This is a genomic window from Dactylosporangium sp. CA-152071 (genome assembly GCF_050936335.1).
In the GTDB taxonomy this organism is placed as follows: Bacteria; Actinomycetota; Actinomycetes; order Mycobacteriales; family Micromonosporaceae; genus Dactylosporangium; species Dactylosporangium maewongense.
The window spans coordinates 2,838,609-2,851,084 of sequence record NZ_JBNJMZ010000001.1 but is presented as its reverse complement, the minus strand read 5'-3'; the positions used below and the strand labels follow the sequence as shown (position 1 = coordinate 2,851,084).

10 protein-coding genes are annotated in these 12,476 nt (G+C 71.4%); 6 read left to right on the top strand and 4 right to left on the bottom strand.

Annotated elements, in window-relative coordinates; translation table 11 throughout:
* Position 1: 1 nt before the first annotated feature.
* The 3 genes from ACQEVZ_RS12615 to ACQEVZ_RS12605 are packed head-to-tail and all read right to left on the bottom strand — an operon-like array spanning position 2 to position 3,617.
* Positions 2 to 943, bottom strand: a complete 942-nt coding sequence (locus ACQEVZ_RS12615; protein ID WP_433365632.1) for a hypothetical protein — start codon at positions 941 to 943, stop codon at positions 2 to 4.
* Positions 944 to 997: 54 nt separating this feature from the next.
* Complete coding sequence (locus ACQEVZ_RS12610; protein WP_433365629.1) at positions 998 to 2,536, bottom strand: glycoside hydrolase family 13 protein; 1,539 nt, start codon at positions 2,534 to 2,536, stop codon at positions 998 to 1,000.
* 49 nt (positions 2,537 to 2,585) lie between these two features.
* Positions 2,586 to 3,617 (bottom strand): LacI family DNA-binding transcriptional regulator, encoded by a 1,032-nt coding sequence (locus ACQEVZ_RS12605; protein WP_425552276.1) that lies wholly within the window; start codon positions 3,615 to 3,617, stop codon positions 2,586 to 2,588.
* A 212-nt stretch (positions 3,618 to 3,829) separates the two neighbouring features.
* Here ACQEVZ_RS12605 and ACQEVZ_RS12600 point away from each other — a divergent pair, with 212 nt between their 5' ends.
* From ACQEVZ_RS12600 to ACQEVZ_RS12575, 6 genes are all read left to right on the top strand, one after another.
* On the top strand, positions 3,830 to 5,083 hold the full coding sequence (locus ACQEVZ_RS12600) for a sugar ABC transporter substrate-binding protein (RefSeq protein ID WP_354897632.1): 1,254 nt from the start codon (positions 3,830 to 3,832) through the stop codon (positions 5,081 to 5,083).
* Positions 5,084 to 5,085: 2 nt separating this feature from the next.
* Entirely contained in the window at positions 5,086 to 6,615 is a 1,530-nt protein-coding gene (locus tag ACQEVZ_RS12595) for an ABC transporter permease subunit (protein WP_354897635.1), read from the top strand.
* The gene (locus ACQEVZ_RS12590; protein WP_354897637.1) at positions 6,612 to 7,457 is read left to right on the top strand and encodes a sugar ABC transporter permease; all 846 of its coding nucleotides are present in this window, start codon (positions 6,612 to 6,614) and stop codon (positions 7,455 to 7,457) included. The genes ACQEVZ_RS12595 and ACQEVZ_RS12590 overlap by 4 nt, the downstream gene beginning before the upstream one ends.
* The gene (locus ACQEVZ_RS12585) at positions 7,454 to 9,187 is read left to right on the top strand and encodes a glycoside hydrolase family 13 protein (protein ID WP_433365623.1); all 1,734 of its coding nucleotides are present in this window, start codon (positions 7,454 to 7,456) and stop codon (positions 9,185 to 9,187) included. Before ACQEVZ_RS12590 ends, ACQEVZ_RS12585 begins: the two co-directional genes overlap by 4 nt.
* A gap of 22 nt (positions 9,188 to 9,209) precedes the next feature.
* Positions 9,210 to 10,157 carry a hypothetical protein gene (locus ACQEVZ_RS12580; protein WP_344504154.1) on the top strand — a complete coding sequence of 316 codons (948 nt, stop codon included), beginning with the start codon at positions 9,210 to 9,212 and terminating at the stop codon, positions 10,155 to 10,157.
* A 93-nt stretch (positions 10,158 to 10,250) separates the two neighbouring features.
* Positions 10,251 to 12,137, top strand: coding sequence for a ricin-type beta-trefoil lectin domain protein (locus ACQEVZ_RS12575; RefSeq protein WP_433365620.1), 1,887 nt, complete (start codon positions 10,251 to 10,253; stop codon positions 12,135 to 12,137).
* Between the two features lie 25 nt (positions 12,138 to 12,162).
* On the opposite strand, the gene ACQEVZ_RS12570 is transcribed toward ACQEVZ_RS12575, so the two are convergent.
* Positions 12,163 to 12,468 carry a DUF3817 domain-containing protein gene (locus ACQEVZ_RS12570; RefSeq protein WP_344504156.1) on the bottom strand — a complete coding sequence of 102 codons (306 nt, stop codon included), beginning with the start codon at positions 12,466 to 12,468 and terminating at the stop codon, positions 12,163 to 12,165.
* Between the last annotated feature and the right edge of the window lie 8 nt (positions 12,469 to 12,476).

Sequence of the window (12,476 nt, the reverse complement as noted above, 5' to 3'; positions counted from 1 at the left end):
ATCAGCCTCTCGCCAGCGCGCGGTCACGGAGGTCGGCGTACGCGGTCCCGGGGTTGTCGAAGTACGACGCCCAGAGCGGGGTGCGCCGCCCGGCCAGGGCCCGGAAGTGCGGCGCCGCGGCGGCGTGGTCGCCGATGAGGGAGAACAGCATCGCGAAGTAGTCGTGCGCGGTGTGGAACCGGTAGCCGCCCTGGAACGCGGGGTGCCGGACGGTCTGGTCGGCGACCTGGTGGATCTGCGCGACGACGGCCGGGGCGCGCAGGAGCGCGGTGCCCTCGGCGTCGGAGTCGGAGGCATGGAACCGCTCCATGTGCCCGGCGAGGACCGTCAGCGGCCCGAGCGACCCGGCCGGGGCGGTGCGCAGCAGCTCGGCGCCGAACTCGGACACCTTCTCCCACGAGCCGCCCCACTTCGGCTGCAGCTGCTGCACGAGGTGGTATCCGGCGATGTACGCGAACGGGTGGTGCGCGCTCAGCCGGTCGTAGCGCCGGCGGGCCTCGTCGTGGCCGAGCGAGATGCCCCGGCAGATGATCATCCGCTCCAGCCACGCGTAGCCCGCCCGCGGCTCGCGGGCGGTGACCTCGATGAGGATCTGCTCGGCCCGGTTGAGGTGCTCGTGGAAGCCCGCCCACTGCTGTCGCGTGACGCTGCGGGCCCAGCCGGTCCCGCGGATCTTCCACCCGCGCAGCACGGTGCGGACCCCGAGGATCGTGTGTGCCAGCGCCCAGGCCGGGTCGCCGTACGGCACCCGCTCGAGGACCTGGTCGTCGAGCTTGTCCTCGATCTGGCCGCACGCCACCGCGAGGTCGTCGAGCGACCGCAGCCCGCCGAGGAACGCCGCCACGGCGGGCCAGTCACCCCGGCCGGCGTCGGTGGCGAGACGGCGCAGCTCGGTGAAGAGGTCGACCGGCTGGCTCTCCGGCACCGGCATGTGAAACGGCACGGCGGGCAGCATATGCGACCCGCCGTGCCCTGGATGCCCCCTGACGGGACGGTTCTACCGCAGCCAGACCGCCGTGTCGGGCGGCAGTGTCCCGTCCGGCAGGTCGCCGCTGGCAAGGACGACGGAGCCGGCCGGGACCGCGACGGCGGCGCCGGACAGGTTGACCACGCAGCGGACGCCGTCGCGGCTGAAGTCCAGGACGTCGGCGGGGGAGTCGTGCCAGGTCAGCGGGCCGGTGAAGGTGCGGCGCAGGCGCAGGGCCGTGCGGTACAGCTCCAGGAACGACGACGGCACGCCCTGCTGGGACGAGGCGGCCAGGGACGCCCAGTCGGGCTGCGGCAGCCACGAGCGGCCGGTCGTCGAGAAGCCGTACGCCGGCAGGGAAGCGTCCCACGGCAGCGGGACGCGGCAGCCGTCGCGGCCGGGGTCGGTGCCGCCGGAGCGGTGCCACACGGGGTCCTGGCGGGCGTCGTCGGGCAGGTCCAGGACCTCCGGCAGGCCGAGCTCCTCGCCGTGGTACAGGTAGGCCGCGCCCGGCAGGGCCAGCATGAGCAGCGCCGCGGCGCGGGCGATGCCGGGCGAGCCGAAGCGGGTCACGTGGCGGGCCTTGTCGTGGTTGGACAGGACCCACGTGGTGGGGGCGCCGACGCTGTCCGCGGCCTCGATGCAGGCGTCGATCGTGGCGCGCAGCTGCGCGGCGGACCACGGCGCGGCGAGGAAGTCGAAGTTGAAGGCCTGGTGCAGCTCGTCGGGGGCGACGTAGCGGGCCAGCCGCAGCGGGGTGGACGCCCACGCCTCGGCGACGGCCATCCGGTCGCCGGGGTAGGAGTCGAGGATCTTCCGCCAGGCGCGGTAGATCTCGTGCACGCCGTCCTGGTCGAAGTACGGCAGCGGCTCCCGGCCGAGCAGCCCGATCTGCTGCGGGTGCCCGACGGACGGCAGGCCGGCCGCCTTCACCATGCCGTGGGCGACGTCGATGCGGAAGCCGTCGACGCCGCGGTCCAGCCAGAACCGCAGTACCGACTCGAACTCCGCGCGGACGTCGGCGTTGTCCCAGTTGAGGTCGGGCTGGCCGGGGTCGAACAGGTGCAGGTACCACTCGCCGTCGGCGGTGCGGGTCCAGGCCCGGCCGCCGAAGATGGACTCCCAGTCGTTCGGGGGCTCTTCCGGCGACGAGGCGGAGGACGGCCGGAAGATGTACCGGTCGCGCTCCAGCGACCCGGGTCCGGCGGCGAGCGCCGAGGTGAACCACGGGTGCTGCGACGACGTGTGGTTGGGCACGATGTCGACGATGACGCGGATGTCCAGGGCGTGCGCCGCGGCGAGCATCGCGTCGAAGTCCGCCAGGGAGCCGAAGAGCGGGTCCACGTCGCGGTAGTCGGCGACGTCGTAGCCGCCGTCGACCATCGGCGAGCGGTAGAACGGCGTCAGCCAGATCGCGTCGACGCCGAGGTCGCGCAGGTACGGCAGGCGCTCCCGCAGCCCGATGAGGTCGCCCTCGCCGTCGCCGTTGCCGTCGGCGAAGCTGCGGACGTAGATCTCGTAGATGACGGCGGTGCGCCACCAGTTGGAAGGCACGTCGGAAGAAGGCACGGTGAAGGGTCCCTTGCGATGAAAGGCGAAAGAGGGGGAGGAGAGACCGTCAGCGGGCGACGATGCCCGTCGAGCCGCGGACCACGAGCTCCGGGTTGAAGAGGAACTCCGAGTGCGGGGTCGGCTGCCCGTTGATGGTGTCGACGAGGGCGCGCACGGCGGCGTTGGACATCGCCCGGACCGGCTGCCGCAGGGTCGTCAGCGGCGGGTCGGTGAAGGCGATGAGCAGCGAGTCGTCGTAGCCGACGACGGAGACGTCCTTCGGCACCGACAGGCCGCGGGCGCGGGCGGCACGGATCGCGCCGAGCGCCATGAGGTCCGAGCCGCAGACGAGGCCGGTCGCGCCGCGCGCGATGAGCCGGTCGGCGGCCGCGGCGCCGCCCTCGACGCCGAAGAGGGACAGCTCGACCATCTCGTCGAGGCCGTGGCGCTGCATCGCCGTGCGGTATCCGGTGAGCTTGCGCTGCACCGGCGAGAACCGGTCGGGGCCCGAGATGAGGCCGATGCGGGTGTGGCCGAGTGATGCGAGGTGGTCGACCGCCGTCTGGCTGGCGAGCCGGTCGTCGCAGGAGATGCAGGGCGCGTCGAGGCCCGCGACGTGCCCGGTGATCATCACGATCGGCAGGGGCCGGTCGATCAGCTTGCGGTAGCGGTCGTGGTCCGCGGTGGTGTCGGCGTGCAGGCCGGAGATGAAGATGATCCCGGCGACGGACCGGTCCAGCAGCATCTCGACGTACTCGTCCTCGGTCACGCCGCCCGGGGTCTGCGTGCACAGCACGGGTGTGAAGCCGTGCTGCGCGAGGGCCGACTCGATGATCTGGGCGAAGAGCGGGAAGATGGGGTTCTCCAGCTCCGGCGTGACCAGCCCGACGAGGCCCGCGCTGCGCTTGCGCAACCGCTCCGGGCGCTCGTAGCCGAGCACGTCGAGCGCGGTGAGGACGGCCTGCCGCGTGTCCGCGCTGACGCCGGCGCGGTTGTTGAGCACGCGGGACACCGTCGCCTCGCTGACCTCCGCCTGCCGGGCGATGTCAGCGAGCCGGGCACGGGGTGGCTCGGTGGACATAGGCCGACTGTAAAGCATCGAACCGGTGTTTGTGAAAGGTCGATGCAAGGTCTTTCATTCGACGCAAGCTCTTGCTAGCGTTCGGCCACGACGCGCGGGTGCTGTTGGAATCGCGACCCGGCACCCGCCCGTCACACCCCGCTCAGGCGCATTCCCCGTGGCTCCTTCCAGGAGACCGCGCACCACACCCTGCACACCCCGCTTTCCCTGTCCGAACAGGAGATTCCCCCATGCGCATCCGCATCACGGGTGTCGTCACCCTTGCGGCTCTGTCGTTGGCACTTACCGGCTGCGGCAAGAGCGACGGCGACAAGGCCGGCTCCGCAAACGCTTCCAAGGCGGCCGGCGGCACCCTCACCATCTGGGCCGACGACCAGCGGTCCGCGGCCCTGAAGCCGTTCGCCGAGAAGTTCGGCAAGGACAACGGCGTCACCGTCCAGGTCCAGGCGGTCTCCAAGGACCTGCAGACCAACTTCGTGACCGCGTCGCAGTCGGGCAAGGGCCCGGACATCGTCGTCGGCGCGCACGACTGGATCGGCAACCTGGTCCAGAACGGCGCGATCGATCCGGTGCAGCTGCCGGACGCGCAGAAGTCGGCGTTCGCCGAGGTCGCGGTCAAGGCCGTCACGTTCAACGGCCAGCTGTACGGCGTCCCCTACGCGATCGAGAACCTCGCCCTGATCCGCAACACCGACCTGGCGCCGACCGCGCCCGCGTCGATCGAGGACCTCGTCAAGGCCGGCCAGACGCTGAAGACGGCCGGCAAGGTCACCAACATCATGTCGCTGCAGGTCGGCACCAACGGCGACGCGTACCACGCGTACCCGCTGTACGCGTCCGCCGGCGGCTACCTGTTCGGGCAGAAGGCGAACGGCGACTACGACCCCGCCGACCTGGGCGTGGACAAGCCGGCCTCGATCGAGGCGTTCAAGAAGATCGCCGCGCTCGGCGAGAAGGGCAGCGGCGCGCTGACCCGCTCCATCACCGGTGACAACGCCATCCCCACGTTCACCGGCGGCAAGACCGCGTTCCTCATCTCCGGCCCGTGGGCGGTCGCCGACATCAAGAAGGCCGGCGTCAAGTACGACATCACCCCGATCCCGGCGTTCGCCGGCGGCAAGCCCGCCCAGCCGTTCGTCGGCGTGCAGGCGTTCTACGTCGCCAGCAAGGGCAAGAGCAAGGCTCTGGCGAACGAGTTCATCACCAACTACCTGACCAAGCCCGACCTGCAGGTCGCGCTGTACCAGGCCAACCCGCGCCCGCCGGCGCTCGTCGCCGCGCTCGACCAGGTCAAGGGCAGCGACCCCGACATCCAGAAGTGGCTCGACGCCGGCAAGGGCGGCGCCGTGCTCCCCGCGATCCCGGCCATGGCCGCGGTGTGGGACCCGTTCGGCAAGGCCGAGGCCGCGATCGTCGGCGGCGCCGACGTGCAGTCGACGCTGACCGCCGCGGGCAAGGCCATCGCCGAAGCGATCAACAAGTAACCATGACGACGACCCAGCGGGGAGGCGGCTCGCTCGCCGGCCCCACCATCAAGATCGCCCTGCTCGGCGCCGGGCTGGCGTTGGCGATCGCGGCCGCCCTCCCGCTGGTCGACGCCCACGCCTGGGGCTGGCTCGCGGTGCTCGCCGCGACCACCGCGCTGCTGTTCTACGTCTACCTGACCCCGCGGCACATCGCCGCCAAGTACCTGGTCCCCGGCACGATCTTCCTGCTCGCGTTCCAGGCGCTGCCGGTGCTCTACACCGCGAGCACGGCGTTCACCAACTACGGCGACGGGCACCGCGGCAGCAAGGCCGACGCGATCGCCGCCGTGCAGGGTGCGTCGGTGAAGCAGGTCCCGGGCTCCATGGAGTACGACCTCGCCGTCGCCACCCGGGAGGGCGCCATCGTCTTCCTGCTGGTCGACAAGACCGGCGCGACGTTCGTCGGCGACGGCACCGGCCTGCACCCGGCGCGGTTCACCGTCGAGGGCGGCCGCATCGTCGAGGCCGACGGCTACACGCTGCTGACGCTCGGCGAGGCCAACCTCCGCAACGACGACATCCTCGCGTTCAGCGTGCCGACCGGCGAGGGCGCCGTCCGCGCGTCCGGCCTGACCCGCGCGTACAACGGCCAGGCGACCCAGTTCTACGACGGCGGCTGCGACTGCGTCACCGACCGCGGCAGCGGCAAGCAGTGGAAGGCCGACGGCGCGTCCGGCAGCTTCGTCGCCGCCGACGGCGAGCGGCTCCCGCAGGGCTGGAAGGTGTCGGTCGGGTTCAGCAACTTCACCCGGGTCCTCACCGACTCCCGCATCTCCGGCCACTTCCTCGGCACCCTGCTGTGGAACTTCGCGTTCGCGATCGGGTCCGTGCTCGTCACGTTCGGGCTCGGCCTCGGCTGCGCCCTGGCGCTCAACGCCGACCGGCTGCGCGGCCGCAGCGTGTACCGCGTGCTGCTGGTGCTGCCGTACGCGATGCCCGGGTTCGCGATGCTGCTCGTCTGGCGGGACATGTTCAACCAGCAGTTCGGGCTCATCAACCGGTTCTTCGGCCTCGACGTCGACTGGTTCGGCCAGCCGTGGACGGCCCGGATGGCGGTCATCCTCGTGCAGCTGTGGATGGGGTACCCGTACATGTTCCTCGTCGCCACCGGCGCGCTGCAGGCCATCCCGAAGGAGATGACGGAGGCCGCCACCATCGACGGCGCCTCGGTGCTGCAACGCTTCCGCCAGGTCACCCTGCCGCTGCTGCTGGTCGCGCTGACGCCGCTGCTGATCGCCTCGTTCGCGTTCAACTTCAACAACTTCAACGCGATCTACCTGACCACCGAGGGCGGCCCGTTCCCGCCCGACGACTCCACCGTGGGCGCGACCGACCTGCTCATCACCTACACGTACCGGCTGGCGTTCGGCGGCTCCGGCGCGCAGTTCGGCTTCGCCGCGGCGATCTCGGTCTACATCTTCGCCATCGTGGCCGTCGTGTCGCTGATCGGCTTCCGGCGCAGCCGCAAGCAGGAAGAGGTCTACTCATGACCAAGTGGATGCGCAGGATCGGCTGGCGGCACGCCGTCGGGATCGCCGCCCTGGTGTTCTCGCTCTTCCCGATCGTGTTCGTGGTGTCCGCGGCGTTCAACCCGGTCGGGTCGCTGAGCTCCACCGAGCTGTACCCGACCGGGGCCAGCACGGCGAACTTCACGGACCTGTTCGGCAAGACCGCCTTCGGCCGCTGGTACGTCAACTCCGTCGTCATCGCCAGCATCGCCGCCGCGACGGCCGTGTTCCTGTCGGTCCTCGCCGCCTACGCGTTCTCCCGCATGCGCTTCGCCGGCCGGCGGGTCGGGCTGATGGCGCTGCTGCTCATCCAGATGTTCCCGCAGTTCCTCGCGGTGGTCACCATCTACCTGATCTTCGCCGAGATCGGTGACTTCTACCCGGCGTTCGGCCTGGACACCCCGTGGGGGCTGATGCTGCTGTACCTCGGCGGCGCGCTCGGCGTGAACACCTGGCTGATGAAGGGGTTCCTCGACACCGTCCCGCGGGAGCTGGACGAGTCGGCGGTCATGGACGGCGCCACCCACGCGCAGACGTTCTTCCGCATCACGCTGCCGCTGATCGCGCCGATCCTCGCGGTCACCGCGCTGCTCGGCTTCATCGGCACCATCAACGAGGTCCTCCTCGCCAACACCTTCCTGCGCTCCGACGACTCCAAGACCCTCGCCGTCGGCCTGTACGGGCTGATCGCCGGGCAGCGCAACGCGAACTTCGGCATGTTCTGCGCCGGGTCGCTGCTGACCGCGATCCCGACGGTGCTCGTCTTCCAGTCGTTGCAGCGGTACATCGTGTCGGGCCTGACCGCGGGTGCGGTGAAAGGATGACGATGATCCACCACGACGGCTCCGAGCTGCACGTCCCGGACCAGTCCCCGGCGCCCGGCAGCGACGTCGAGGTCTTCCTGCGCACGTCGCCCGGCGTGCAGCAGGTGCACGTCCGGTCCGTCCTGGACGGCGAGCCGCGCTTCAGCGACGCCGTCGCCGAGCGCCGCGGCGACGAGCTGTGGTGGCGGGCCACGATCCCCGTGCACAACCCCGTCACGCCCTACCGGTTCCTGGTCGACGGAAACTGGTTCACCGCGACCGGTCCTGCGGGCCACGAGGTCGCGGACACGACGGACTTCAGGCTGGTGGCGCACCCCGCGCCGCCGGCCTGGATCCGCGACGCCGTCATCTACCAGATCTTCCCGGACCGGTTCGCCCGCTCGGCCGCGTACGCCGAGCGCGCCCTGCCCCCGTGGGCGGTGCCGTGCGGCTGGGACGCTCCGGTCGTCGGCCGCGGCGAGCTCACCAGCCGGCAGATCTACGGCGGCGACCTCGACGGCATCGCCGGCCGCCTGGACCACATCCAGTCTCTCGGCGCCGACACCGTCTACCTGACCCCGTTCTTCCCGGCCGGCTCCAACCACCGCTACGACGCGTCGACGTTCGACACCGTCGACCCGCTGCTCGGCGGCGACGCGGCGCTCGCCCGGCTCGCCGACGCGCTGCACGCCCGCGGGATGCGGCTCGTCGGCGACATCACCACCAACCACACCGGCGACGCCCACGAGTGGTTCCACGACCCGGCGGCCCGGGACCGCTACTACCACGCTGACGACGGCACCTACGCCGCGTGGTACGGGGTGCCGAGCCTGCCGAAGCTCAACTGGAACTCCACCGGGCTGCGCAAGGCGTTCGTCGACCCGTTGCAGCGCTGGCTGGAGCACCTCGACGGCTGGCGGGTGGACGTGGCCAACATGACCGGCCGGCACGGCACCGACGACCTCACCCACGAGGTGTCGCGGCTCGTCGCCCGCGCGGTGCGCGACGTGCGGCCCGACGCGATGCTCGTCGCGGAGCACGCCCACGGCGCGGGCGGCGACCTCGACCTCGGCGGCTGGCAGGGCACCATGAACTACGCCGGCTTCACCCGTCCACTGTGGACCTGGCTGCGCGGGCCGGACCTGGCGCTGCCGGACTTCCTCGGCGTCCCGGGCGGCGTGCCGACCCGCGGCGGCGACGCCGTCGTCACGGCGATGCGCGCCGTCTCGGCGAGCATGTCGTGGCGGTCGTGGACGCACTCCTGGACGGCGCTGAGCACCCATGACACGCCGCGCGTGCGGACCGTCGTCGGCGACGCCGGCCGGGTCGAGGTGGCCGCCGGTCTCCTCGCGACCCTGCCGGGCGTGCCGATGCTCTTCGCCGGCGACGAGATCGGCCTCACCGGCGCGTGGGGCGAGGAGTCCCGGCAGCCGATGCCGTGGCACGACGAGGCGGGCTGGGACCACACCACCCTGGCCCGCTACCGGGCGCTGCTCGGGCTGCGCCGCGCCCACCCCGCGCTGCGGCACGGCGGGATGCGGGTCGAGCACGCCGACGCCGACGCCATCGCGTTCTGGCGGGAGACCGCGTCGGAGCGCCTGCTGGTCTTCGCCCGCCGGGCGTCCGGCCCGCCGGTGGACCTGCCCCTCGCCGGTGCGGTCAACGTCTACGGCGGCGCCGCCGAGGCCCCGGCCGACGGGCCGACCTTCCAGGTATGGCAATTCATGGCAACACCGATTGACCGAACGTGATGCCTTCCCTTCACTGACTGTCATGTCTCTGCGTCGTCTCGCGCTGCCCGCCGCAGCCCTGCTCGCGATCTGCCTGATCCAGTGCTCGTCCCCAGGCACCGCGGCGGCCTACACCACCGTCCACACCGGCTCGGGGCGGCCCGCGCTCGCCCTGGCCGGCGGCCGCCTCTACGCCTCGTGGGCCGGCTCCACCTCCGGCACCTACGGCAAGCAGCTCATCATCGGCACGTCGGTGGACGGCGGCCGCACGTTCACCAAGGACAACAGCGTCGTCGAGCGCACCCCGGAGGGGGAGGGGCCCGCCCTGAGCGCCGACGGTCCCGGCGTCCGGCTCGCCTGGTCCGCCGCCAACAACGGCAACACGCTGACGGTGGCGTACACCGGCGGCACCGGCCTGCAGTGCCGGACCGCGCTGACCGGGGTGCGTACCGACCGCTCGCCGGCCCTCGCCGCCGACGGCGCCGGCATCCGCTGGATCGCCTGGACCGGCACCGACAGCCGGATCAACATCGCCCGGCTGTCCGGTGGATGCCCCGGCGGCTTCTCCCTGCAGGACCGGGTGACCCTCGCCGAGACCACGCCCTACGGCCCGGCGCTCGTGTTCGACGACTCCGGCGCGGAGAACGGCCTGCTCCTCGGGTGGACCGGCGCGGACGGGAGCATCAACCTCGGCACCGTCACGACCGGCTCGGCCGTGCTGACCAACCGCTCGACCGTGATCCAGCCCGGGCAGCAGCTGGCCACGGGCGGGCTCGGGCTCACGTCGCACCCGGCGGACCTCTACGTCTGGTTCCGCGCGACCGACGGGTCCGTGCGCCGCGGCTACTCCCAGGGCTGCCGGCCGACCTGCTTCTACGTGTACAGCTCGGAGCTGCAGTCGGCGTCCGCGGTCGGCGTGGGCACCGACGGGTTCCACGACACCATCGGCTACTTCGACGCTCGCGGGAAGCTCAACGTGGCCACCTATTGACAGGTTGGCTGCCTATTGCGGAGAGTTCGGTCAGGACTTTTTTCAGGTCCTGAAGTTTCCGGCTCTTCCCGCCCCCCGCCAGGAGCACCCTTCATGGTCCCAACCCGACCGCTGCTCGCCCTGTCCGTCTTGTCCGTCCTCGCGGCCGCTGCCACCGCCGTCGGCCTGAGCGTGCCCAGCGCCCAGGCCGCCGCCACCAGCGTCCAGGTCTACTGGAGCTCCGAGTCCCGCACCGCCGGCTACGAACCGAAGAACGGCAACTGGTACACCAGCCCCGCCACGGGCCTCGCCGGGACGCCCTACCAGCTGTCCCGCCAGGCCGACGTGCCCGTCGTGGCGGCCGCCGGTACACCCACCATCACCGCGGACACCAACAGCCGCTTCCAGACGATCCTCGGCGTCGGCTCCTCCCTCGAGGAGTCGACGGTCTACAACCTGTCCAGGATGAGCGCCGGCGCCCGCGACCGGGCCCTGCGCGCGCTCGTCGACCCGGCCACCGGCGCCGGCTTCAACGTCATCCGGATCACCTTCGGCACCAGCGACTTCACGTCGCACGACTTCTACACCTACGACGACGGCGCGGCCGACCCGTCGCTGTCGCGCTTCTCCATCCAGCGCGACATCGACTACGGCATCATCGCCACCGTCCGGCAGGCCCTCGCCATCAACCCCGACATCAAGGTGTTCGCGAGCGCGTGGTCGGCGCCGGGCTGGATGAAGACCAACAACGCCATCATCGGCGGCAGCCTCGTCACCGCCCAGATCCCGACCCTCGCGGCGTACTACCGGCGGGCGGTGCAGGCGTACACCGCGCAGGGCATCCCGATCCACGCGCTCACCCTGCAGAACGAGCCGCTGTTCTCCCCGCCGGACTACCCCGGCATGCTCGTCTCCGCGGACCAGGAGCGGCAGCTCGCCAAGGCGCTGCGCACCGAGCTGTCCGCCAACGGGCTCAGCACCCGCATCTGGGCCTTCGACCACAACTTCTCCGAGTCGGTCTCCTACGCCGCCGGCGTCCTGGGCTCGGCCGGTGCCCACTCCGACGCCTACTCCTCCGTGGACGGCATCGCGTTCCACGACTACGCGGGCGACCCGTCCGCGATGAGCACCGTGAAGGCGTCCTACCCCGACAAGGACATGCTGATGACCGAGCGCTCCGTGTGGGGCACCTCGGGCGCGGACCGGATCGTGCAGTACTTCCGCAACAACGCCACCCTGTATGAGGGCTGGGTCAGCATGCTCGACCAGAACCGCGCACCCGAGCGCTGGTCCGGCTCGCCCGACCCGACGATGCTCGTGCAGAGCACCAGCAAATGCGACACGTTCTGGGCGCTGCCCGACTACAACATGGTCGCCCAGTTCTCGAAGTTCGTGAAGCCCGGCGCGCGGCGCGTCGCCACCGGCTACGGCAGCACCGGCACCGTCACGAACGTCGCGTTCCTCAACCCCGACGGCACCCTCGTCACCGTCGTGGTCAACCAGACCGGCGCCTCGCAGGCCTTCACGCTGAAGGTCGGCACCCAGCAGATCGCCAGCACCCTGCCGGCGAAGACCGTCGGCACGTACCTGTGGGCCGGCGCCGACAGCGGCACCCCGTCCACGCGGGTCGGGCCCATCACCGGCTACGGCGCCAAGTGCGTCGACGTCGCCGGCGCGGCCACCGCCAACGGCACGAAGATCCAGCTGTGGACCTGCAACGGCACCACCGCGCAGTCCTGGACCGTCGGCACGGACGGCACCCTGCGCGCCCTCGGCAAGTGCCTCGACGTGGCCGCCGCCAACTCCGCGAACGGCACCAAGGTCCAGCTGTACGACTGCAACGGCAGCGCGGCCCAGACCTGGTCCGCTCCCGGCGACGGCACGCTCCGGGCGCTCGGCAAGTGCCTGGACGCCACCGGGCCCAGCTCCGCGGACGGCACCCAGCTGCAGATCTGGGCGTGCGGGACGGGCCAGAACCAGCGCTGGACTCTGCCTTCCTGACAGCCGTCCTGACGGGTTTCCCGGGTCAGGCGCGGGCCACGGCCGGCGTGCGCCTGACCCACCATTCGAACAGCAGCGTCGTGAACGGCGGGATCGACGCCGCCGCACCGACCGCGAGCCGCGCGAAGCCCCACCGCTCCTTGACGGTCACCCACGCCAGCGCGGCCAGGTAGGCGACGAACATCGCGCCGTGGATCGGCCCGAACACCTTCACGCCGATCTCGTTCTCCACGACGACGTACTTGAAGAACATCCCAACCAGCAGGCCGAGCCAGGAGCAGGCCTCCCCGATCGCGGCGTACCGGAACACCCGCGCGGCATTGTTGTCCACCGCGACAG

Excerpts from the sequence above, each read along its gene's own strand:
- ACQEVZ_RS12605 (WP_425552276.1), bottom strand. The coding sequence starts at position 3,617 with ATGCTTTACAGTCGGCCTATGTCCACCGAGCCACCCCGTGCCCGGCTC.
- ACQEVZ_RS12600 (WP_354897632.1), top strand. The coding sequence starts at position 3,830 with ATGCGCATCCGCATCACGGGTGTCGTCACCCTTGCGGCTCTGTCGTTG.
- ACQEVZ_RS12595 (WP_354897635.1), top strand. The coding sequence starts at position 5,086 with ATGACGACGACCCAGCGGGGAGGCGGCTCGCTCGCCGGCCCCACCATC.
- ACQEVZ_RS12590 (WP_354897637.1), top strand. The coding sequence starts at position 6,612 with ATGACCAAGTGGATGCGCAGGATCGGCTGGCGGCACGCCGTCGGGATC.
- ACQEVZ_RS12585 (WP_433365623.1), top strand. The coding sequence starts at position 7,454 with ATGACGATGATCCACCACGACGGCTCCGAGCTGCACGTCCCGGACCAG.
- ACQEVZ_RS12580 (WP_344504154.1), top strand. The coding sequence starts at position 9,210 with ATGTCTCTGCGTCGTCTCGCGCTGCCCGCCGCAGCCCTGCTCGCGATC.
- ACQEVZ_RS12575 (WP_433365620.1), top strand. The coding sequence starts at position 10,251 with ATGGTCCCAACCCGACCGCTGCTCGCCCTGTCCGTCTTGTCCGTCCTC.